This window comes from Bacillus sp. GS3m_15504, from assembly GCF_055825275.1.
The window spans coordinates 709,743-728,899 of record NZ_JBVVNL010000001.1; the positions used below are offsets into that span (position 1 = coordinate 709,743).

A 19,157-nucleotide genomic window follows, 5' to 3' on the forward strand; every position below is an offset into this window, starting at 1 on the left:
TTCTTACGTTTCGCAAAAGAAGCTCCAGGGGGTAATTCATAATTCGTTCTGTACTGGTTCGCACCGACCACCAGCTCTCTGAAATCAGAAATCGAAATACTACTAAATCCTATCAACGCCGATTCATATGATGTTAGTTAAATTTTTATCATATATTCATTATACATGTCAATAAAAATGTATGATATTTTTTTAGGGAAATAAAGGAGATAGGTTTTAACACTGAAAAATGTGCGTTATAATGAATTTGAAAGGGGAGGAAAGAGTGAAGAAAAAAATAATTCTTTTTACCACCTTACTAGTCATTGGCGGAAGTGCTGGAATTTACAAAGCTTTTGCAGTTGAATCAGAGCAGGCGAAGCAAAAGCAAATACAGCAGTCAGAAGTGAAGAAAGCGAAAGAAGCTGAAGAGAAGAAGTCGATGGAAAAAGCAGCTACGAAACTAGGAGTTTCTACTGAGGGAAAAACAAAAGAAGAGATTACGAAAGAAGTAAATACAGCAAGATTTGAGCAACGCCATGATTTATTAATTGAGCATGCGAAGCAACTTGGAATTGATACAGAAGGAAAAAAAGATGAAGAGATTATTTTAGAAATTGGAAAGATACAACATGGAAAGTAGAACAACTTATCGTATGATAAGTTGTTCTTTTTTAAGAACTACTTGATTTAAAAAGAATTGACAGTCATTTAGATTTAATGTTAACTATATTTATAAACTAGTTAACATTAGGGGTGACAATTGTGACTTTTAGTAAGAGTACGACTGACAAACCATCTTATACATATGAAGAGTTATCGGAAAAAAATAAAGCCTATGTATGGCACCCATTTACACAAATGAAGGATTATTTAGAAGAAGATCCTGTCATTATTGAACGTGGAGAGGGAAGAAAGCTATATGATGTAAATGGAAATGAATATTGGGACGGTGTTTCGTCTATTTGGTTAAATGTTCATGGGCATCAAGTGCCAGAATTAGATGAGGCAATTCGTGAGCAATTAAATAAAATTGCCCATTCTACTATGTTAGGGCTTGCTAACGTTCCGTCTATTTTATTAGCAGAAAAAATAATTGAAGTTGTACCAGAAGGCTTGAAAAAAGTATTCTATTCGGACTCCGGTTCTAGCGCTGTTGAAATTGCAATTAAGATGGCCTTTCAATATTGGCAGCATAAAGGAAAACCGAAAAAACAAAGATTTGTTACATTAAAAGAAGCGTATCACGGTGATACAATTGGAGCTGTTTCAGTAGGAGCAATAGACTTGTTTCACCAAGTGTATAGTTCACTTTTATTTGAGGCAATTAAAATGCCTTATCCATATACATATCGTTCACCTTATGGAAATGATAAGGCGGAAATTGTAAAAAAACATTTAGAAGAAATGGAAGAGCTACTGAAAGATAAACATGAAGAAATTGCGGCGATTATTGTAGAACCTTTAATGCAAGGTGCTGGCGGTATGATTACAATGCCAAAAGGATACTTAAGAGGGCTACGTAATTTATGTACAAAATATAACGTTTTATTTATTACAGATGAGGTAGCGACTGGGTTTGGGCGTACTGGGAAAATGTTTGCATGTGAACATGAAAATGTAACGCCGGATATTTTGACAGCCGGAAAAGGTTTAACGGGCGGATATTTACCAGTTGCAATCACTGTAACGACAGATGAAATTTATAATGCCTTTTTAGGGAGCTATGAAGAACAAAAAACGTTTTTCCACGGTCATAGTTATACAGGGAATCCGTTAGGTTGTGCGGTAGCAATTGCGAATCTAGAACTATACGAGAAAACAAATTTAATAGAAGAAGTGGCACGTAAAACAGAATATGTGGCGACACAATTAGAAGAGCTCTTTGCATGTAAACATGTAGGGGATATTCGTCAGTGTGGGTTAATGGTTGGAATTGAACTTGTGAAGAATAAAGAAACGAAAGAAGCGTTTGAATGGACAGAGAGAGTCGGTGTTCAAGTATGTAAACGCTCAAGAGAGCTGGGTATGATTTTGCGCCCGCTCGGTAACACGATTGTATTTATGCCTCCCCTTGCTTCTACAATTGATGAGATTGATGAGATGTTACGTATTTTATATAAAGCAATCTCGGATATTACGGAGGGAGAATAATGAGCGGTTTTTTTATAACAGCAACGGATACTGAAGTGGGAAAAACTGTAGTTGCAGGTGCATTAGCAGGTGTATTTAGAGAATTGGGATATAACATCGGGGTCTATAAAGCGTTGCAAAGTGGACATGTTGCATCAAATCCAGAGGGAGATGCAGCAAGGCTAAAAGTATTATCAGGTGTACCGACAAAAGAAGATGAAATTTGCCCTTATTCTATTGAAGAACCGCTTGCTCCGAGACTTGCCATGAAAAGAGCTGGAAGGGCAGTAACGTTAAAAGACATTATTCACCACTATAATGAGCGATTGAAAGAGTTTAATAGCCTATTTGTAGAAGGTGCAGGTGGACTAGCTGTTCCATATACAGAAGACGCTTTAGTAATTGATTTCGCAAAAGAATTACAGCTTCCACTTATTGTAGTAGCACGTCCTACATTAGGAACAGTAAATCATACAGTTTTAACGATTGCTTATGCAAAGGCACATGGCTTAACAGTAGCAGGTGTCATTTTATCTGGCTGTAAAGAATGCGAAATGGAAAGGGTACAAGAAAATAAAGTAATGATTGAAGAGCTAAGCGGGGTACCGGTTTTAGGCTTATTACCATTCTTTGAAGGTGAGTTTACAAAAGAAGAAGTATTGGAATCTGCTAAAGAATATATAATGATTTCAAAATTAGAGGAGTTCATCCGAAATGAATCAACCGTGGCGCACACATCTTCAAACTAAGTTAAAACAATTACATGAGCAAGGGCAGTATCGCAATTTGCACGTAACAGAACAAGCAGAAGAGACATGGCTTATTCGAGATGAGAAAAGGATGCTAAATTTAGCGTCAAATAATTATTTAGGATTAGCTGGAGATGAAAGGTTAAAAGAAGCTGCTATCGTATGCACAAGAAAATATGGAACTGGGGCGACAGCATCAAGGCTTGTGGTAGGAAACTATTCACTGTATGAAGAGGTTGAGAGAAGTATATGCAATTGGAAAGGCACTGAAAAAGCCTTAGTTGTAAATAGTGGATTTACCGCAAATGTTGGAGCGATTTCTTCATTAGCCTGTCGTCACGATATTGTTTTTAGCGATAAATTAAATCATGCGAGCATTGTTGATGGAATTATATTAAGCGGGGCAGAGCATAAAAGGTATCGACATAATGATTTAAATCATCTGGAGGCGTTGTTGAAAACAGCATCTCCTGAAAAGCGGAAATTAATCGTAACAGATACTGTTTTTAGTATGGATGGTGATACTGCGCATTTGAGGGAGTTAGTGCAGCTGAAAGAGAAATACGGGGCAATCATTATAGTTGATGAAGCACATGCGAGTGGAATATATGGAATTGGTGGAGCAGGGTTATCTCATATAGAAAAAGATCTTGCTCAAAAAATAGATATACATATGGGGACGTTTAGCAAGGCTTTAGGGTGTTATGGTGCGTATTTGACAGGTGATGCAATTTATATAGAGTATTTGCAAAATATGATGAGAAGCTTTATTTTTACTACAGCTTTACCGCCAAGTACGTTAGGAGCAGTGCAAAAAGCAATTGAAATTGTACAAGAAGATCATAAGAGAAGAGAGAACCTTATAGCAAATGGAGAATACTTCAGGAGTAAATTACGAGAAGCTGGATTTAATATAGGGAATAGTTCAACTCATATTGTACCGATTGTAGTTGGTTCAAATGAAAATACTTTACGGTTTAGCAAAAGGTTACAAGAGGCAGGTATTGCAGCTATTGCAATTCGTCCGCCCACTGTACCGGTCCATAGTTCTCGAATTCGCTTTGCAGTTACATCTCAACATACAATAGCTGATTTAAAATGGGCTATTGACCGAATTACCCACATTGCGAAAGAAGAGGAGCTTTTCGTATGAAAGAGCTGAAAATCATTTTTATCCCTGGATGGGGAATGGAAGAAAATATTTGGGATTTAGTACTTCCACATTTTAAAGGATATTCTGTTCAATGCATTGATTGGCGTAACGTGAAAGAACAAAGTGAATTTGCTGGGCGAATCATAGATGTAGCAAAGGATGAAAATGTAATTTTAGTTGGATGGTCACTAGGAGCGTTAGCGGCAATTCAAGCTTATAAAAAAATTAAGGCAAAGGGTATCGTACTTATTGGTGGTACTGCCAAATTTACAAATGCAAGTGACTATAGTAATGGTTGGAATACTTTGCATGTAGAACGGCTGAAAAGAAATTTGGCGAGAAGGAAAGAAGATACGCTCAAGCGGTTCTATGAAAATATGTTTACGAAAGATGAGTTGAAAGAAAATAAAAGTTTTGAAGACATCGTAAAACATTTTAAAGGTGATTCTATCCAGTCTTTACAATTCGGTTTGGATTATTTAATAGAAACAGATATGAGAGAAGCATTAAAAGAAATTAACGTCCCTATACTACTTATTCACGGAGAGCGGGATGTAATATGCCCATTGTCTGCAGCATGTAGTATGGCTGAGAATGAGACGGCCAAGCTTAAGGTAGTAAGTGAGGCTGGACACGCATTATGTGTAACGAATTTTGAATATTGTGTAAATGAGATAATTCAATTTGTAGAGGGGATACGACATGATCAACAAAACGTTACTACAAAAACGGTTTAACGTGGCAGCTGTATCCTACGATCAATATGCAAATGTACAAAAAAAGATGGCACATTCATTACTTTCTACATTAGATCGGCGATATAGTGCAAATTCATCGATACGTATTTTAGAACTTGGATGCGGGACAGGATATGTTACAGAGCAATTATCAAACTTATTTCCGAAAGCACATATTACAGCTATTGATTTTGCTGAAAGTATGATCGCAGTTGCCAAAACTAGACAAAATGTGAAAAATGTAATGTTTTACTGTGAGGATATCGAAAGGTTACAACTAGAAGAAACATATGATGTCATTATTTCGAATGCCACATTTCAATGGCTAAATGATTTAAAACAAGTGATAAGAAATTTATTTCATCATTTGTCTATAGATGGGATATTACTCTTTTCAACGTTTGGACAGGAAACATTTCAAGAATTGCATACTTCGTTCCAGCGGGCGAAAGAAGAAAAAAATATACAAAATGAAACATCGATTGGGCAACGTTTTTATTCGAAAAATCAATTACGCCATATATGTGAGGTAGAAACAGGGGATGTGCATGTTTCTGAAACATGTTACATAGAGAGATTTACAGAAGTTAGGGAGTTTTTACATTCTATTCGAAAAGTAGGAGCGACCAATAGTAATGAAGAATCATATTGTCAAAGTCCCTCACTCTTTCGTGCGATGCTTCGCATATATGAAAGAGACTTCACGGGAAATGAAGGGATAATGGCGACGTATCATGCTTTATTTATGCATATAACAAAAGAGGGGAAGAGATGAAATGAAACAAGTACAAACAAAAAGGGATTGGAAAAAACTTGCATATGACGTAGTAGAAGAAAAAATGATTACGAAAGAGGATGCAATAGCGATATTAGAAGCTGATGATACAGAAGTTTTAGAGATTATGAATGCTGCTTACATTATTCGCCATCATTACTTTGGTAAGAAAGTAAAATTAAATATGATTATTAATACGAAATCTGGATTATGTCCTGAAGATTGCGGATATTGTTCACAGTCGATTATTTCAGAAGCACCAATCGATAAATATGCATGGCTAACGCAGGAAAAGATTGTAGAAGGAGCACACGAAGCAATACGCCGTAAAGCTGGTACATATTGTATTGTAGCATCTGGTCGTCGCCCGACGGATAAAGAGGTGAATCACGTAATTGGAGCAGTTAAGGAGATTCGTGAAACGACAGATTTGAAGATTTGTTGTTGTTTAGGTTTCTTAAACGAAGATCAAGCAGGACGTTTAGCTGAAGCTGGTGTACATCGTTATAACCACAACTTAAATACACATGCGAATAATTACGAAAGCATTTGCTCCACTCATACGTATGATGATCGTGTTGATACAGTTCAAAAAGCGAAACAAGCGGGTATTTCACCATGTTCTGGGGCAATCTTTGGAATGGGAGAGACAATAGAAGAGCGCGCTGAAATTGCATTCGAATTACAACGTATAGATGCAGATTCAATTCCATGTAATTTCCTTGTTGCTGTAAAGGGTACGCCGCTTGAAGGACAAAAGGAGTTAACGCCAGTAGAATGTTTAAAAGTGTTGGCAATGATGCGTTTTGTAAACCCAACAAAAGAAATTCGTATTTCAGGAGGGCGTGAAATCAATTTACGTTCTGTACAGCCAATCGGTTTATTTGCAGCAAACTCTATTTTTGTTGGAGACTACTTAACGACAGCTGGACAAGAACCGACTGCAGACTGGGGTATGATTGAAGATTTAGGATTTGAGATTGAAGAATGTGCGTTATAAGATAGAGGAAAAAGTAAACTTGTAAAAGAGTTTGCTTTTTTTGTAAATAAAATGTAATAAATAGTTGTGAACGCTTGATACTAGTGGCTTTTGAGCGAAAAAAAGAATTTTGGTGGACGAATTTTCCAAGCACCAATTGTACATAGTAAATATGTAATTTATATTGGGTTGGAGGATTTTACATGCACAAATATATATTAGCGATTATGACTTGTCTCATTTTACTAAAAGCAATAAGTGCTGATCCAGTTAAGGCCGCCGAAAATCCTGAACAAAAAGAGATGCAACAACGAATTGAACAACATTTTCGAACGAAAGCTGAACATTTTGGATTGAAAACAGAAGGGAAAGATTTAAAGGAAGTACGAAAAGAAATTACTATTATAGAAGAAGCGAAGAAAAGAGAGAATGTATGGAGAACAGCACAAACACTTCGTATACAAACAGAAGGAAAAACAATGAATGAATTAATAAAAGATGTACGGAAAAAAGTAAAAAAATAAAAAGAGGCCGCAGCCTCTTTTTATTTTTTATGCCCAGTGTTTTGATAAGTGAGCCATTTCAATTGCAGCAACTGCAGATTCATAGCCTTTATTACCAGCTTTCGTGCCCGCGCGTTCAATCGCTTGCTCAATCGTTTCTGTCGTTAATACACCGAAAATAACTGGGATGTCTGTTTGAAGTGATAAAGATGCAACACCTTTTGCTACTTCATTACAAACATAATCGTAATGTGTTGTAGCACCTCGAATTACTGTACCTAACGTAATAACAGCATCATACTTCCCGCTATTTGCCATCTTTTTAGCGATTAAAGGAATTTCGAATGCGCCAGGAACCCAAGCAACATCAATATCGTTTTCTTCTACACCGTGACGCTTTAACCCATCTAAAGCTCCGCCTAGTAACTTACTTGTAATAAATTCATTAAAACGTCCAACAACAACCCCAACTTTTAATCCTGTACCAACTAAATGACCTTCGAATACCATAATAAATCTCTCCTTTAATTATAAGTTTAATAAATGTCCTAATTTGTTTACTTTCGTTTGTAAATACGTTTTATTCTCTTCTTTTGCTGGCATTTGCAACGGTACGCGCTCCGTAACGGTTAAATCGTAACCTTGTAAGCCAGCGATTTTTCTTGGATTATTCGTTAATAATCGTAAATGTTGTAAACCTAAATCTTTTAATATTTGAGCGCCGATACCGTAATCACGAAGGTCAGCGGGAAACCCAAGTTTTTCGTTTGCTTCTACAGTATCGAAGCCTTCTTCTTGTAACTTATAAGCGCGAAGCTTATTAAGAAGGCCAATGCCTCGTCCTTCTTGTCTCATATAAAGAAGAACGCCTTTTCCTTCACGTTCAATTTGAGCAAGTGCAGCATGGAGTTGTGGTCCGCAATCACAGCGGCACGAGCCAAATACATCTCCTGTTAAGCACTCTGAATGAACGCGTACAAGTACAGGCTCACCTGTTGAAATATCACCTTTTACGAGTGCAATATGTTCTTTCGTATCTAATGAGTTAGAATAGCCAATTGCTTGAAAAGTACCGAAATCTGTAGGTAATGTAATTTCCACTTCTCTCGTCACAAGTGTTTCATGATGGCGGCGATAAGCAATTAAATCTTCTATTGTAATCATTTTTATATCAAATTGTTTTGCACACTGTAGTAAATCAGGGACGCGTGCCATCGTACCGTCCTCATTGATAATCTCGCAAATGACTCCAGCTGGTTCTGCTCCGCAAAGCTGTGCTAAATCGACAGCAGCTTCTGTATGACCAGCACGACGCAGGACACCGCCTTCTTTCGCGATTAATGGAAAGATATGTCCAGGTCGATTGAAATCAGCACCTTTTGATGCAGGATTTAACAATTGTTGTATTGTAGTTGCACGTTCGTGAGCGCTAATGCCTGTTGTTGTAGAAACATGGTCAATGCTCACTGTAAATGCAGTATGATGCGAATCTGTATTATGAGATACCATTGGTTCTAATTGTAGACGTTCTGCGTATCCTTCCGTAATCGGTACACAAACGAGACCGCGTCCATGTGTAATCATAAAGTTAATTGTTTCGGGCGTAATATACTCTGCTAAAGCCATAAAATCGCCTTCGTTTTCACGGTTTTCATCATCACATACGATAACGACTTTTCCTTGTTTTAAATCTTCTAGAGCTTCTTCAATACGATGAAACATAATGCTTCCCCCTTATAGAAATCCGTTTTCTTGTAAAAAGTTTTCGGTCATTGAACCTGTTCGTTTTACAGGCTTAGTAATAAAGCGTTCGATATATTTACCAATCATGTCACACTCAATGTTTACGATGTCACCGGCATTCTTTTCTCCGATAACAGATTCACTTACTGTGTGCGGGATGAGTGAAATTGTAATGGAAGATTCGTCTATATCAAATATTGTTAAGCTCGTTCCATCAACAGCAATGGATCCTTTATGCAAACAATAGCGCAGCAGTTCATCAGAAATAGCTATTTTGTAATAGATGGCATTATAGTGTTGTTTTTTGTTTAATATCGTCCCGATGCCATCAATATGTCCTGAAACGAAATGTCCACCGAATCGTCCATTTGCAGCCATTGCTCGCTCTAAATTTACTTTAGAGTGTGATTTGAGTAGGCGAAGTGATGTTGATTTCATCGTTTCGGGCATTGCATCCACTGTGAATGAAGTTGTTGTGAAACTCGTTACAGTTAAGCAAATACCGTTAACCGCGATGCTATCACCTAAGTGAACATCTGATAAAATTTTATTGGCATGTATCGTTAACTTCATTGCTTCTCCGCTTTGTTGCATATTTGTTATCGTTCCTAATTCTTCTACAATTCCTGTAAACATTTCGTCACCTCGTTTCGGGCATGCGCAACGATTTTTATATCATCACCAATTTGTTTCATCTCTTGAATTTCCAAGGAAAGCGCATCTTGTAATGTTGAAAAACCATTTCCGCCAAATAAAGTAGGGGCCTTACTGCCACCAATTAATTTTGGGCTTATATAAGTTACAATTTCATTGAAATACTTTGTTTGTAAGAAGCTTGCATGAACTGTTTGCCCCCCTTCGACGAAAAGAGAAAGAATTTGTTTTTCGCCGAGTAAGTGTAAAACATCCTGTATTTCAATCTGCTTCGTTTTCATTTGGAATATAGCTATATTTTTAGATTCATAAGAAGCTATTTTCTCTTGATTTACATCCGTACCAACTATAATCCATGTCGGTGCTAAAGAATCTGTTATGACATGAGAAGATGGTGGCGTTCGTAAATGGGTATCTAAAATAACTCGTATAGGATTTTGCCCCCCGTTAGGAATTCTTGTTGTTAAATGCGGATTATCAGCTATAACTGTATTCACTCCAACGAGAATCGCATCATGTGTATGGCGGTATTGGTGAACATCAGCTCGTGCTTTTTCACCTGTAATCCACTTACTTTCACCAGTAACAGTTGCTGTTTTTCCGTCTAAGCTCATCGCTGTTTTTATTGTTACAAATGGACGTTTCGTTTTCATGTAGTGAAAAAAGTAGCGATTTAATAAAACTGCTTCTGCTTCCAGAACACCGGTAGTTACTTCGATGCCAGCTTCCTCTAATTTTCTTTTTCCATTACCAGAAACGAGCGGATTGCAATCAAGAGTAGCAATTACAACCCGTTTGACTTCTTTTTTGATGAGCAATTCACAGCAAGGTGGTGTTTTTCCAAAATGGCTACATGGTTCAAGGGTTACATACACGGTGGCTCCTTTTGCTTTGTCACCAGCCATATGAAGAGCATGAACTTCTGCGTGTTCTTCACCAGCACGTAAATGAGCCCCCATACCGACGATGTTTCCGTCTTTTACAACAACAGCACCAACCATAGGATTTGGACTTGTTTGCCCACATGTTCCTTCTGCTAATTGCAGGGCAATCCTCATATATTCTTGATCTGTCATTTTCTTCACCTCTCCTAAAAAAATCAAAAAACCCCAAGGATTTTAATATCCTTGGGGTTTGGGAGACGTGATTTCTAGAAATATAGTTCGAATACGAAAGTATAGGAAAGAAACCTAACGATGATTGATATTTTGGCATAAGGAAGAAACCTAGCAAAAATATCAAATTTTTCAAACGCTAGTCGTATCTTTTTATTTCAGCATAGAAAGATAAGTATACAAAATAAAACATATATATAGATTTGAATTGAATCTATAAAAATATGCATACTGAAATAAAAGTGTATTCGCTATATAAAATTACTAGAAAACATATCCTTCTCCCATCCAGACTATACTGTCGGCCCTAGAGTTTCACTAGATCCACCGTTTTCGAGTTGAAAACGGGTCACGGACTTAGAAGTTTGCACTTCATCACCGCCGGTTGGGAATTTCACCCGACCCCGAAGGATGCTGTTTGCTCAAATTATAGCACAAAAAAAATAAAAGGCTAGCAAAAAGTATTCGAATGTGAAGAATTGTGTGAAAATATATGTAGGCTGGAATGGAGACAAAAGTATTAGAAATGTTGTAAGGAGAAGGGATATAAAGGAGTTGTTAAAAAGAAAAAACATGCACAAAAAAATGTGCATGTCACATGTAAAATTATTCTGCCTCTGGTGCTCTAACAACAGATTCGAATTTACCTTTATGCGAAGCATCGCAATAAGGCATATTTTTTGATAAACCACAACGACATAAAGAAAATGCCGGTTTTGCCGGGAATACATTCCCTTGTGAATCAACTAATTCCACGTCCCCTGTAACGCGAAAAGAGCCATTATCATTTACTTTAATTTGTACTTTAGCCAACGCTATCCCTCCTTCCCAAACGCTTAATTTCATCATATAATCAAGAGAAGTACTTGACAATATAAAAAGAGCACTTTCTTTGGGAGAGAAGAGAGTGTTATAATGTTTTTTATAACTGACTAGAGTAAGGTGACGAAAGATGGATAAACAATTACGTACATTACGAAATATTGCAAATGAGCGCACGTGGGCTTCATTTTTGAATGATAATCATCCATATAGTTTGTTACATTGGTCCATTGCTGGTGTAGGACAAGAGTCGAAGGATGTTTGGTTACTGCAAGATGAGGTAACATTTCAAACGACAGAATTTCCAACGTTAGATGATGCAATGCAATGGATTTCTGAAAATATGGAACAAGTTACAGACGTTTTAGCGCAATAAAAAAACAGGCTTATGCAAGCCTGTTTTTTGTTTCTTTTACATATGAGTTTAAAAATTGATCGACTGCCGCTTCATACTCTTCTTTATTTTCGTTATAAGAGCAAGCGTGAGCACCGTGTTCTGCAATATAAAGTTGTTTATTATTCTCTTTTGCTTCATATAACGCTTTTGTCATATCAGCTAAAATATAATCGTCATCTTTACTATGAATAAAGAGAACGGGATTGTTAATGTTCTTGATACAATCGATTGGTGAAACTTCACGAATCGTATAACCGTCACGCACTTTTAAGAAAGCATTTGCTAAAGGTAATAAAGGCCATTTCGGTAAATGGAATTCAACCTTTAAACGGTGCTGTAATTGTCCGTAAAAATCAGAGAAAGGACAATCTGCAATATAGAAATCAGCGCCATCTTCTACAAGTCCTGCGTATTGAAGAAGTGTTGCAGCTCCCATCGATTCACCATGAATACCGAGTGTTATATTTGTTCCAAAACGACTTTTTAGCCAGTCAACTACGGATTTTAAATCATGCTTTTCATAGTATCCATAGCTTGTTGTTTTCCCACCAGTTTTACCATGACGACGATGATCGTAAATAACGACATTATATCCTCTGTTTAAAAATAACCTTGCATATTTTACAGAGTTCATTTTATTTACAGTTACGCCGTGACAAAAAATCATAAATTTGTTGGAATGATCGGCAGGAATGTAATATCCGTGGAGATCATATCCGAATTGCGAAGGAATATGAATTTCTTCTTTATGAAGAGCATCAAAATCTTCTATACGAAAATGTTTTTTCGTTTCTCTTTCGAGTACTTCTTCTTCTGTTTTTTTCTTTAAGTACATCACTTTATTTGTAAAGAAAATTCCAAGGGCAGTTATCGCACCTAGTATAGTAAACAATGCTGCAAAAAAACGTTTCATACTTTACCTCATCCTCCAAATACCGTTACATGTGATACACTTATATTGTATCACAATGATAGAAAAGGGGAGAAATAGGAAATGGTGCATATACAAGAAATTACGCCAGCGATGAAAGAAACAATCCGAATGTTCATGTGTGAGAACTGGGGGAGCTCATTGATGGTTTCACGTGGAAAGGGGCATCAGTTAGAAGAGTTGCCAGGATTTGTTGCGCTCTTAGAAGACAGAATAATCGGAATTATAACGTATGAAGTGATCGGAAATATGTGCGAAATTGTATCGTTAGATAGCTTTGAAGAAAGAAAAGGAATAGGGACAAAACTTGTGGATTGTGTATTAAAAGTTGCAGAAGAAGAACAGTGCAGGCAGATTTGGCTTATAACAACAAATGATAATATGAATGCGTTACGTTTTTACCAAAAACGTAATTTTGTGATGACTCATTTATATGTGAATGCAGTGGAAAAGGCACGAAAAATAAAGAAAGAAATTCCACGTATTGGGTATGATAATATCCCAATTTTACATGAGATTCAGTTAGAGTATCGTTTAATGAAATGATGTAACAATTTTCAGAAATATAAGTTATTAGCCTTGACGAATATTGTAATTTAGGTTACCGTAAAATTGTAATCTATTACCATATTAAGGGGTGACGATGTGGCAACTATACGTGATGTTGCAAAATTGGCAGGTGTTTCAGTCGCAACCGTTTCACGAGTTATGAATGAAAAAGGATACGTTCATGAGGACACAGTAAAACAAGTAAAGGAAGCAATTGAGGAGTTACGTTATAGGCCAAATAGTGCAGCAAAGCCATTATTTAAAGAGAATTCAACAATAATTGCATTACTTGTAGATAATTTATATAATCCATCAAACATCACTTTGCTACATTGTATTGAGGAAATAGCATATAAAGAAGGATATCAAATCATTGTTTGTAATATAGAGAATAAAGATAGATGCATACATATGTTGAAGGAAAATAACGTTGCAGGTGTTATTTTGACAAGATCGGTTTTTAAAAGTATAGGAGAAATTCCACTTCCGTTTGTTGTGATTGATGAAAAAAAATCGCATGTAAACTATTATGAAAGTGGACAAAGAGCGGTTTCTTTATTAAAAGAAAAAGGCTGTCACTTCCTTGCTTATTTCGGTGAGGGAGAAGATAGTGAAGAAATGGAAAATCACATATCAGGATTTTTAGACGCTGTTTGGGAGGGAGGAATCTCTTATCGAGAAGTATGTGTACAAGGATATACGAATAAACAGTTTATTACATTATTGCGAAACAATCCGTATATAGATGGAATTGTAACTGAAAGTGATAAGGTTACTTTTGAGTTAATTCAAGCAGCAAAAAATTTAAATATCCGTATACCGGATAAATTAAAAATTATTGGACTGAACGGGAGTATAGACAGTGAGTGGATAGGGTCGTCATTTATGAAAATTGAAAGTTGTATCGAAGAAAATGGGGAAATAGCGTTGCAACAATTAAAAGAAAAAATAAAAAAGTAAAAGGTGCGTATAAAACGCACCTTTTATAATGTAATCGCGGCAATAAAGCCAAATATAAGTAAAGGTATATTGTAATGTAGAAAAGTTGGTACACATGTATCCCATATATGATGGTGTTGACCGTCAGCATTTAAACCGGATGTTGGTCCAAGTGTGCTATCTGATGCTGGGGATCCTGCATCGCCTAGCGCTCCTGCCGTACCGATAATTGCAATTGTAGCCATTGGGCTAAATCCAAGCTGAATGCAAAGAGGTACAAAAATGGTTGTTAAAATAGGGATGGTTGAAAAGGATGAACCAATCCCCATCGTAACGAGAAGTCCAATCACAAGCATAAGAAATGCAGCGAGTGGTTTGTTATTCCCAATTATATGTGCACTCGTTTGTACAAGAGATTCAACATGTCCTGTTTTTCGAAGAACAGCTCCGAACCCAGCGGCAGAAATCATAACAAATCCGATAAAGGACATCATACGCATTCCGCTTGTTAAAATTGCATCAGCTTCTTTAAGAGGTAGACTACCACTAACTGATAAAACGATAATCCCCGCTAGAGCGCCGAAAATCATTGATTCTGTTGCTAATTGAACAGTCAATGTAGCTAAGATAGATACTAGCCCGAAAGTAATGCTTCGTTTTGTATAGGGAACGATTTCATTTTCGGTAGTATGAATTTGTTCTGTTTCATACGTACGAGGTTTTCGGTACGTAATAAATACGGCCACACATAATCCGATAATCATACCGATTGCTGGAATAGTCATTGCTTTTGGAATAAGCGCGACATCAAATGTAAGACCGCTTTGCGCAGCATTTGTTTGCAATACGTCATGATAAATTTTTCCGAATCCTGCTGGAATCCACATATAAGGAGTAATCAATCCGAATGTAATAATACATGTAACAAGTCTGCGATCCACTTTCAGCTCATTTAATACTTTTAAAAGTGCTGGAATTAAGATGGGGATGAAAGCGATATGAACAGGAATCACATTTTGTGAGAAACAAGCCATCGTTAAAATGATAAATAGGATAAGTATTTTAGAATAAACTTGTTTTTTCGTGTCTTGTTCATTGCCAATCCATTTTAATGCAGTTTGAATCATAGCATCTGGAAGTCCTGTTTTGGAAAGAGAAATAGCGAAACCGCCAAGCATTGCATAACTTAAAGCGATTGGAGCACTGTTTCCAAGACCAGTTGTAAAAGTGTTAATAGTTTCTGAAATACCGAGTCCACCGATCATTCCGCCTGTTAAAGCTCCAACAATAATGGCAACAATGACCTGGACACGTAACAAACTAAGCAATAGCATAACTGCTACTGCGACGAGTACAGCATTCATAATAAATGTAATCTCCCCAAAATTTTATTGTGTTAAGGCAAGTAAATATGAAGCACCTTGCTATATTTATACATAGTTGCGACATATTATTATAAATTGTTTTCTATGAAATGTAAAAGAGCCTTTGTTATTAATGCTGAAAAGCTAGCTCTTGTTTAATTGATTGTAAAGAATGAGCGAATAACTCTGGTTCTTCTAAATCAGGAGAATGTGCTGAATTTGGGAACCAAATCATCTTTTTTATGGGTGCTTCTATCACATCACAATATTCCTGAACAAGTGCATAAGGAGTTTGATAATCATAGCGACCAGAACAAAAATAAACAGGAATAGATAAACTCGTAATAGAAGAAAAGAAATCGATTGTCAACATTTCTTCCCATAAAACGCCAGATTTTAAATTTCCTGCTAGAAACTTGAACCAATCTAATAGCGTATATTCAGGAGAAAAGAAACCTTTTCGTATGAACGAAAAGGAAGATCCGTTTTGGATTGCACCTCCGAATGTGCCAAGCCACTTTCTTTGAATAATAAGACGTCTCGTATCTAAAAATGGCGGTTTACCTAATTTTAAAAGGGAGGCTAATGCTTTTTTATGATCATGTTTTTTCGCAGAACGAATTAAATGCTGATATAGTAATTCTTCGTTTTGTTTCATATGTACAATTTGCCCAATACCGATATAAGCCTCGATATATTGTGGATATTGGTGTGCTATGTTAAGTCCGATAATGCTGCCCCAAGAATGACCAGCGAGAAATAGTTTCTGTTTACTGAACTTTTTCAGTACATATTGAATCACTTCTTTTGCATCGGAAATGAATTGTTCGATTGTAAAATTTGCTCCAAAATCTTTCGTTGAAAAGGATTTACCTGCCCCGCGCTGATCCCAATTAATTACGATAAAGTGTTTCTCCAATTCTTTTTGAAAATGACGAATAAATCCGATTTGTGCCATACCGGGTCCACCGTGACAGCATAATAAAATAGGCTGCTCTACGTTTTGCCCGCGAATAAGGAGAGTTTGTTTTCGGTTGTTAATCATAACGCTTTCCATCGTAGCGATACTATTTGGAATGGGTTGTTTATTTTCATTATAGAACTGCGGGGTATAGCTACGAAAAAGCATATTGAAAACCTCCTTTTCTAAAATCGTATGAATCGCACAGGCTCTACGTGTTGCATATACTGTTAGAAAATCATTGTAACATACCATACTAGTGTCATTTCAACACGGGAGGAGGGAAAATGTGACGATTGGAGAAATTATCGATTGTTTAAATAGACGTGAATCCATCGCTATTATAGCAAAACGTCTTGAAATAAGCCCGTATACATTATCGAAGAAATTAAGATTGATTGGATATGAATATGATGGAGAACAGAAAAAGCGTATTTTTGTAGGAGATGGAGAAGAACCGCGTCACTTACAACTCCAAGAAGCGACAGCCCTTCAATATGCGAAAACGGATTATCAACTATTAATTTATGAGCAATTACAAAGTATTTATGAGCTATTAAGAAAGAGAGAAGAAGTAATTGTACCCATTATGAATATAAGTACAGAAAAAAAGAAACGTACCTTTTCTATTAATAAAGAAATATTAGCAAAACTAGACGTTATATCAGAATCAAAAGGAATTCAAAAATCTAAACTTGTAGAAGAGGCGTTACAACAATTTTTACAACAATATGATTTTAACAACACATCACATTTTGATAACTAAAGAAAAGGATACTATGTTCATTGTAAGAACGAGTATCCTTTTTAGGTTTCACATATATGACGGATAAAATAAAAGGTCCATGTGTATTTTTTACGATAAAAAATTAAGACTGTTTATTATGAGTGTACTTAATTTATTTTTTGAATTCTACCATCGATGATTGGCTGAATAGGTTCTTTTAATTGTTTTACGTAATCGACTAGCGCTTCAAAGTCGTTTGGACCAGTTTCTGTATTTTTACCATTTTTAAATGATACAAATCCATCACCGCCAGAAGCTAAGAAAGCATTCGCAACTACGCTATACGTTTTAGATGGAGATAATTCTTCTCCGCTTGTTAAACGTATATTTGTAACTTTTTCACCGTTTGGTTTATTTGCATCCCACGTATATTGAATACCTGAAATTTGAAGCATTCTCGTCGTTCCTTTTTGCCATTGTTGATTTAAAATGTCACGAATATCTTGGCCTGTTAAATCTACTTTAATTAATTGGTTTCCAAAAGGCTGAATGCCGTATAATTCGCCCCATGTAATATCACCAGCATCTAAGTCATTACGAATGCCACCTGGATTCATAAGTGCGATTTGAGTTTGCATCGTTTGGCGCTGGGCATCGGCAACTAAATTTCCAAGAGTGGACTCACCAGCATCATTTTGTTTACGGTCGATAGGCGCTGTAGATTTTCCGACAACTTCATTTACAAGTGGTGCGATTTTTTCTTTATACTGATCTAATTTTTTCTTTACTTGTTTATCAGGTTCTACACCTTCATGGTATGTTGTAACAACTTCAGCTTTTTTCTTTACAATATCTTTTGTTTTACGATCAATTGTTACATCTACGTCTGAGAAAGCTGTTCCGTAAGAGTTCGCTTGGACGATTAGTTTATTATTTACAGTACCATTTACATACGTATGACTATGCCCACCAAAAATAACATCAACTTCCGGATCTGTTTCATTTGCAATTCGAGTAAGGTCTCCATTTGTCACACCAGATTCATCTGTTGTTCCGCCAACATGAGCAAGGACGACCATGGATTTAACGCCAAGACGTTTTAATTGTTGTGCTGATTTATTGATAGCTTCTACTTCGTCAGTGATTTCTACATTTTTAAGCATAGTAGGCATCACGACATTTGGTGTATCAGTTGTAACAACGCCAATGAATCCTACAGGCACACCATTTACCATTTTGACAGTAAATGGCGGTAAAAATAAGCGGCCAGTGGATTTATTATAGAAGTTTGCAGCGACATAAGGGAAGTCTGCGCCTTTAAAATTGCCAGTTTTCTCATGGTAACCGCCATAAATGAGGCGGCGCATTTCCTCAATACCTTCATCAAATTCGTGGTTTCCGATTGTACCAACATCAAATTTTAAATCATTTAAGAATTCAATTGTAGGCTCATCTTGTAATAATGCTGAAACTGGTGGACTAGCACCTACAATATCACCAGCATGTACAAGAAGTGTATTAGGGTTTTGTTTTTTACGTTCTTTTAAATAAGTAGCTAAGTAATCAGCGCCACCAGCTTCTTTGTTATTAATTTTTTTAACAGTATCTAGTTGTCCATGGAAATCATTAATACCAAGTATTTGTACGTCTATGTAGCGGTTTTGTTCAGCTGGAGTCTGAGATGGGGGAGCGGCAAATACGCTTGAAAAAGTAATGGTACTTAAAACGGCAACAGCAGGAATGATTTTTTTCCACATAATATAATTCTCCTTTTTTTATAATCTGACATCATACGACATAATTTTAATAGATTCATAGGATTATATCTATATAAAAATTTAGTTTTTTCGAAAAATTAACATATTTACAAAAGGTGAATAATAGAGTAACGTTCCTTTTTTGTTGTCGATTTCATGGTGTATCTACTATAATGGAGAAAAAAGTAAA

21 protein-coding genes, 1 riboswitch and 1 other annotated feature (1 of these 23 only partly in view) are annotated in these 19,157 nt (G+C 36.3%); of the genes, 12 read left to right on the forward strand and 9 right to left on the reverse strand.

Annotated features, from left to right (window positions below; all coding sequences use genetic code 11):
- Positions 1–125: a binding site (T-box leader), on the reverse strand; it reaches 96 nt to the left of the window's first position.
- Between the two features lie 140 nt (positions 126–265).
- The 8 genes from AC0L0O_RS03940 (at position 266) to AC0L0O_RS03975 (ending at position 7,029) form a co-directional block, all read left to right on the forward strand.
- The gene (locus AC0L0O_RS03940; RefSeq protein WP_000726886.1) at positions 266–622 is read left to right on the forward strand and encodes a hypothetical protein; all 357 of its coding nucleotides are present in this window, start codon (positions 266–268) and stop codon (positions 620–622) included.
- 122 nt (positions 623–744) lie between these two features.
- Positions 745–2,133, forward strand: a complete 1,389-nt coding sequence (gene bioA / locus AC0L0O_RS03945) for an adenosylmethionine--8-amino-7-oxononanoate transaminase (protein WP_000144314.1) — start codon at positions 745–747, stop codon at positions 2,131–2,133.
- A complete protein-coding gene (gene bioD / locus AC0L0O_RS03950; protein ID WP_000012484.1) occupies positions 2,133–2,861 on the forward strand; it encodes an ATP-dependent dethiobiotin synthetase BioD in 729 nt (242 codons plus the stop codon). Before bioA ends, bioD begins: the two co-directional genes overlap by 1 nt.
- Positions 2,827–4,014, forward strand: coding sequence for an 8-amino-7-oxononanoate synthase (gene bioF, locus AC0L0O_RS03955; protein ID WP_001075618.1), 1,188 nt, complete (start codon positions 2,827–2,829; stop codon positions 4,012–4,014). The genes bioD and bioF overlap by 35 nt, the downstream gene beginning before the upstream one ends.
- Complete coding sequence (locus AC0L0O_RS03960) at positions 4,011–4,751, forward strand: alpha/beta fold hydrolase (protein ID WP_000661279.1); 741 nt, start codon at positions 4,011–4,013, stop codon at positions 4,749–4,751. Before bioF ends, AC0L0O_RS03960 begins: the two co-directional genes overlap by 4 nt.
- Complete coding sequence (gene bioC, locus AC0L0O_RS03965; protein WP_000608924.1) at positions 4,717–5,526, forward strand: malonyl-ACP O-methyltransferase BioC; 810 nt, start codon at positions 4,717–4,719, stop codon at positions 5,524–5,526. Before AC0L0O_RS03960 ends, bioC begins: the two co-directional genes overlap by 35 nt.
- Position 5,527: 1 nt before the next feature.
- Entirely contained in the window at positions 5,528–6,526 is a 999-nt protein-coding gene (gene bioB / locus AC0L0O_RS03970) for a biotin synthase (protein ID WP_000815862.1), read from the forward strand.
- 182 nt (positions 6,527–6,708) lie between these two features.
- A complete protein-coding gene (locus AC0L0O_RS03975; RefSeq protein WP_000549779.1) occupies positions 6,709–7,029 on the forward strand; it encodes a hypothetical protein in 321 nt (106 codons plus the stop codon).
- A gap of 27 nt (positions 7,030–7,056) precedes the next feature.
- On the opposite strand, the gene ribH is transcribed toward AC0L0O_RS03975, so the two are convergent.
- From ribH to AC0L0O_RS04000, 5 genes are all read right to left on the reverse strand, one after another.
- Entirely contained in the window at positions 7,057–7,518 is a 462-nt protein-coding gene (gene ribH / locus AC0L0O_RS03980; RefSeq protein WP_000230891.1) for a 6,7-dimethyl-8-ribityllumazine synthase, read from the reverse strand.
- Positions 7,519–7,536: 18 nt separating this feature from the next.
- Positions 7,537–8,730, reverse strand: coding sequence for a bifunctional 3,4-dihydroxy-2-butanone 4-phosphate synthase/GTP cyclohydrolase II (gene ribBA / locus AC0L0O_RS03985; RefSeq protein WP_000469016.1), 1,194 nt, complete (start codon positions 8,728–8,730; stop codon positions 7,537–7,539).
- Positions 8,731–8,742: 12 nt separating this feature from the next.
- Complete coding sequence (gene ribE / locus AC0L0O_RS03990) at positions 8,743–9,387, reverse strand: riboflavin synthase subunit alpha (RefSeq protein ID WP_000493929.1); 645 nt, start codon at positions 9,385–9,387, stop codon at positions 8,743–8,745.
- Complete coding sequence (gene ribD / locus AC0L0O_RS03995; protein ID WP_000131964.1) at positions 9,369–10,481, reverse strand: bifunctional diaminohydroxyphosphoribosylaminopyrimidine deaminase/5-amino-6-(5-phosphoribosylamino)uracil reductase RibD; 1,113 nt, start codon at positions 10,479–10,481, stop codon at positions 9,369–9,371. Before ribD ends, ribE begins: the two co-directional genes overlap by 19 nt.
- A gap of 311 nt (positions 10,482–10,792) precedes the next feature.
- A riboswitch (FMN riboswitch) is annotated at positions 10,793–10,936 on the reverse strand.
- A gap of 190 nt (positions 10,937–11,126) precedes the next feature.
- Positions 11,127–11,333 (reverse strand): CDGSH iron-sulfur domain-containing protein, encoded by a 207-nt coding sequence (locus AC0L0O_RS04000; protein ID WP_001151582.1) that lies wholly within the window; start codon positions 11,331–11,333, stop codon positions 11,127–11,129.
- A gap of 139 nt (positions 11,334–11,472) precedes the next feature.
- Between AC0L0O_RS04000 and AC0L0O_RS04005 the strand changes: the two genes are divergently transcribed.
- Positions 11,473–11,718 carry a DUF2552 family protein gene (locus tag AC0L0O_RS04005; RefSeq protein WP_000360810.1) on the forward strand — a complete coding sequence of 82 codons (246 nt, stop codon included), beginning with the start codon at positions 11,473–11,475 and terminating at the stop codon, positions 11,716–11,718.
- Between the two features lie 10 nt (positions 11,719–11,728).
- On the opposite strand, the gene AC0L0O_RS04010 is transcribed toward AC0L0O_RS04005, so the two are convergent.
- Positions 11,729–12,652: an alpha/beta hydrolase gene (locus tag AC0L0O_RS04010; protein ID WP_000819224.1), complete on the reverse strand. Its 924-nt coding sequence runs from the start codon at positions 12,650–12,652 to the stop codon at positions 11,729–11,731.
- Between the two features lie 81 nt (positions 12,653–12,733).
- Between AC0L0O_RS04010 and AC0L0O_RS04015 the strand changes: the two genes are divergently transcribed.
- Both AC0L0O_RS04015 and AC0L0O_RS04020 read left to right on the forward strand, forming a co-directional pair.
- Positions 12,734–13,216, forward strand: a complete 483-nt coding sequence (locus AC0L0O_RS04015; protein ID WP_000233401.1) for a GNAT family N-acetyltransferase — start codon at positions 12,734–12,736, stop codon at positions 13,214–13,216.
- A gap of 99 nt (positions 13,217–13,315) precedes the next feature.
- The gene (locus AC0L0O_RS04020; protein ID WP_000201375.1) at positions 13,316–14,179 is read left to right on the forward strand and encodes a LacI family DNA-binding transcriptional regulator; all 864 of its coding nucleotides are present in this window, start codon (positions 13,316–13,318) and stop codon (positions 14,177–14,179) included.
- A gap of 23 nt (positions 14,180–14,202) precedes the next feature.
- On the opposite strand, the gene AC0L0O_RS04025 is transcribed toward AC0L0O_RS04020, so the two are convergent.
- A complete protein-coding gene (locus tag AC0L0O_RS04025; protein WP_000994837.1) occupies positions 14,203–15,522 on the reverse strand; it encodes a Na+/H+ antiporter family protein in 1,320 nt (439 codons plus the stop codon).
- Positions 15,523–15,652: 130 nt separating this feature from the next.
- Entirely contained in the window at positions 15,653–16,651 is a 999-nt protein-coding gene (locus AC0L0O_RS04030; RefSeq protein WP_000898981.1) for an alpha/beta fold hydrolase, read from the reverse strand.
- Between the two features lie 121 nt (positions 16,652–16,772).
- Here AC0L0O_RS04030 and AC0L0O_RS04035 point away from each other — a divergent pair, with 121 nt between their 5' ends.
- Complete coding sequence (locus AC0L0O_RS04035; RefSeq protein WP_000151914.1) at positions 16,773–17,249, forward strand: ribbon-helix-helix domain-containing protein; 477 nt, start codon at positions 16,773–16,775, stop codon at positions 17,247–17,249.
- 128 nt (positions 17,250–17,377) lie between these two features.
- Here the strand turns inward: AC0L0O_RS04035 and AC0L0O_RS04040 are convergent, their stop codons facing one another.
- Positions 17,378–18,967 (reverse strand): bifunctional metallophosphatase/5'-nucleotidase, encoded by a 1,590-nt coding sequence (locus AC0L0O_RS04040; protein ID WP_000265568.1) that lies wholly within the window; start codon positions 18,965–18,967, stop codon positions 17,378–17,380.
- Positions 18,968–19,157 lie beyond the last annotated feature (190 nt).

Excerpts from the sequence above, each read along its gene's own strand:
- bioD (WP_000012484.1), top strand. The coding sequence starts at position 2,133 with ATGAGCGGTTTTTTTATAACAGCAACGGATACTGAAGTGGGAAAAACT.
- bioF (WP_001075618.1), top strand. The coding sequence starts at position 2,827 with ATGAATCAACCGTGGCGCACACATCTTCAAACTAAGTTAAAACAATTA.
- AC0L0O_RS03960 (WP_000661279.1), top strand. The coding sequence starts at position 4,011 with ATGAAAGAGCTGAAAATCATTTTTATCCCTGGATGGGGAATGGAAGAA.
- bioC (WP_000608924.1), top strand. The coding sequence starts at position 4,717 with ATGATCAACAAAACGTTACTACAAAAACGGTTTAACGTGGCAGCTGTA.
- bioB (WP_000815862.1), top strand. The coding sequence starts at position 5,528 with ATGAAACAAGTACAAACAAAAAGGGATTGGAAAAAACTTGCATATGAC.
- AC0L0O_RS03975 (WP_000549779.1), top strand. The coding sequence starts at position 6,709 with ATGCACAAATATATATTAGCGATTATGACTTGTCTCATTTTACTAAAA.
- ribH (WP_000230891.1), bottom strand. The coding sequence starts at position 7,518 with ATGGTATTCGAAGGTCATTTAGTTGGTACAGGATTAAAAGTTGGGGTT.
- ribBA (WP_000469016.1), bottom strand. The coding sequence starts at position 8,730 with ATGTTTCATCGTATTGAAGAAGCTCTAGAAGATTTAAAACAAGGAAAA.
- ribE (WP_000493929.1), bottom strand. The coding sequence starts at position 9,387 with ATGTTTACAGGAATTGTAGAAGAATTAGGAACGATAACAAATATGCAA.
- ribD (WP_000131964.1), bottom strand. The coding sequence starts at position 10,481 with ATGACAGATCAAGAATATATGAGGATTGCCCTGCAATTAGCAGAAGGA.
- AC0L0O_RS04005 (WP_000360810.1), top strand. The coding sequence starts at position 11,473 with ATGGATAAACAATTACGTACATTACGAAATATTGCAAATGAGCGCACG.
- AC0L0O_RS04010 (WP_000819224.1), bottom strand. The coding sequence starts at position 12,652 with ATGAAACGTTTTTTTGCAGCATTGTTTACTATACTAGGTGCGATAACT.
- AC0L0O_RS04015 (WP_000233401.1), top strand. The coding sequence starts at position 12,734 with ATGGTGCATATACAAGAAATTACGCCAGCGATGAAAGAAACAATCCGA.
- AC0L0O_RS04025 (WP_000994837.1), bottom strand. The coding sequence starts at position 15,522 with ATGAATGCTGTACTCGTCGCAGTAGCAGTTATGCTATTGCTTAGTTTG.
- AC0L0O_RS04030 (WP_000898981.1), bottom strand. The coding sequence starts at position 16,651 with ATGCTTTTTCGTAGCTATACCCCGCAGTTCTATAATGAAAATAAACAA.
- AC0L0O_RS04040 (WP_000265568.1), bottom strand. The coding sequence starts at position 18,967 with ATGTGGAAAAAAATCATTCCTGCTGTTGCCGTTTTAAGTACCATTACT.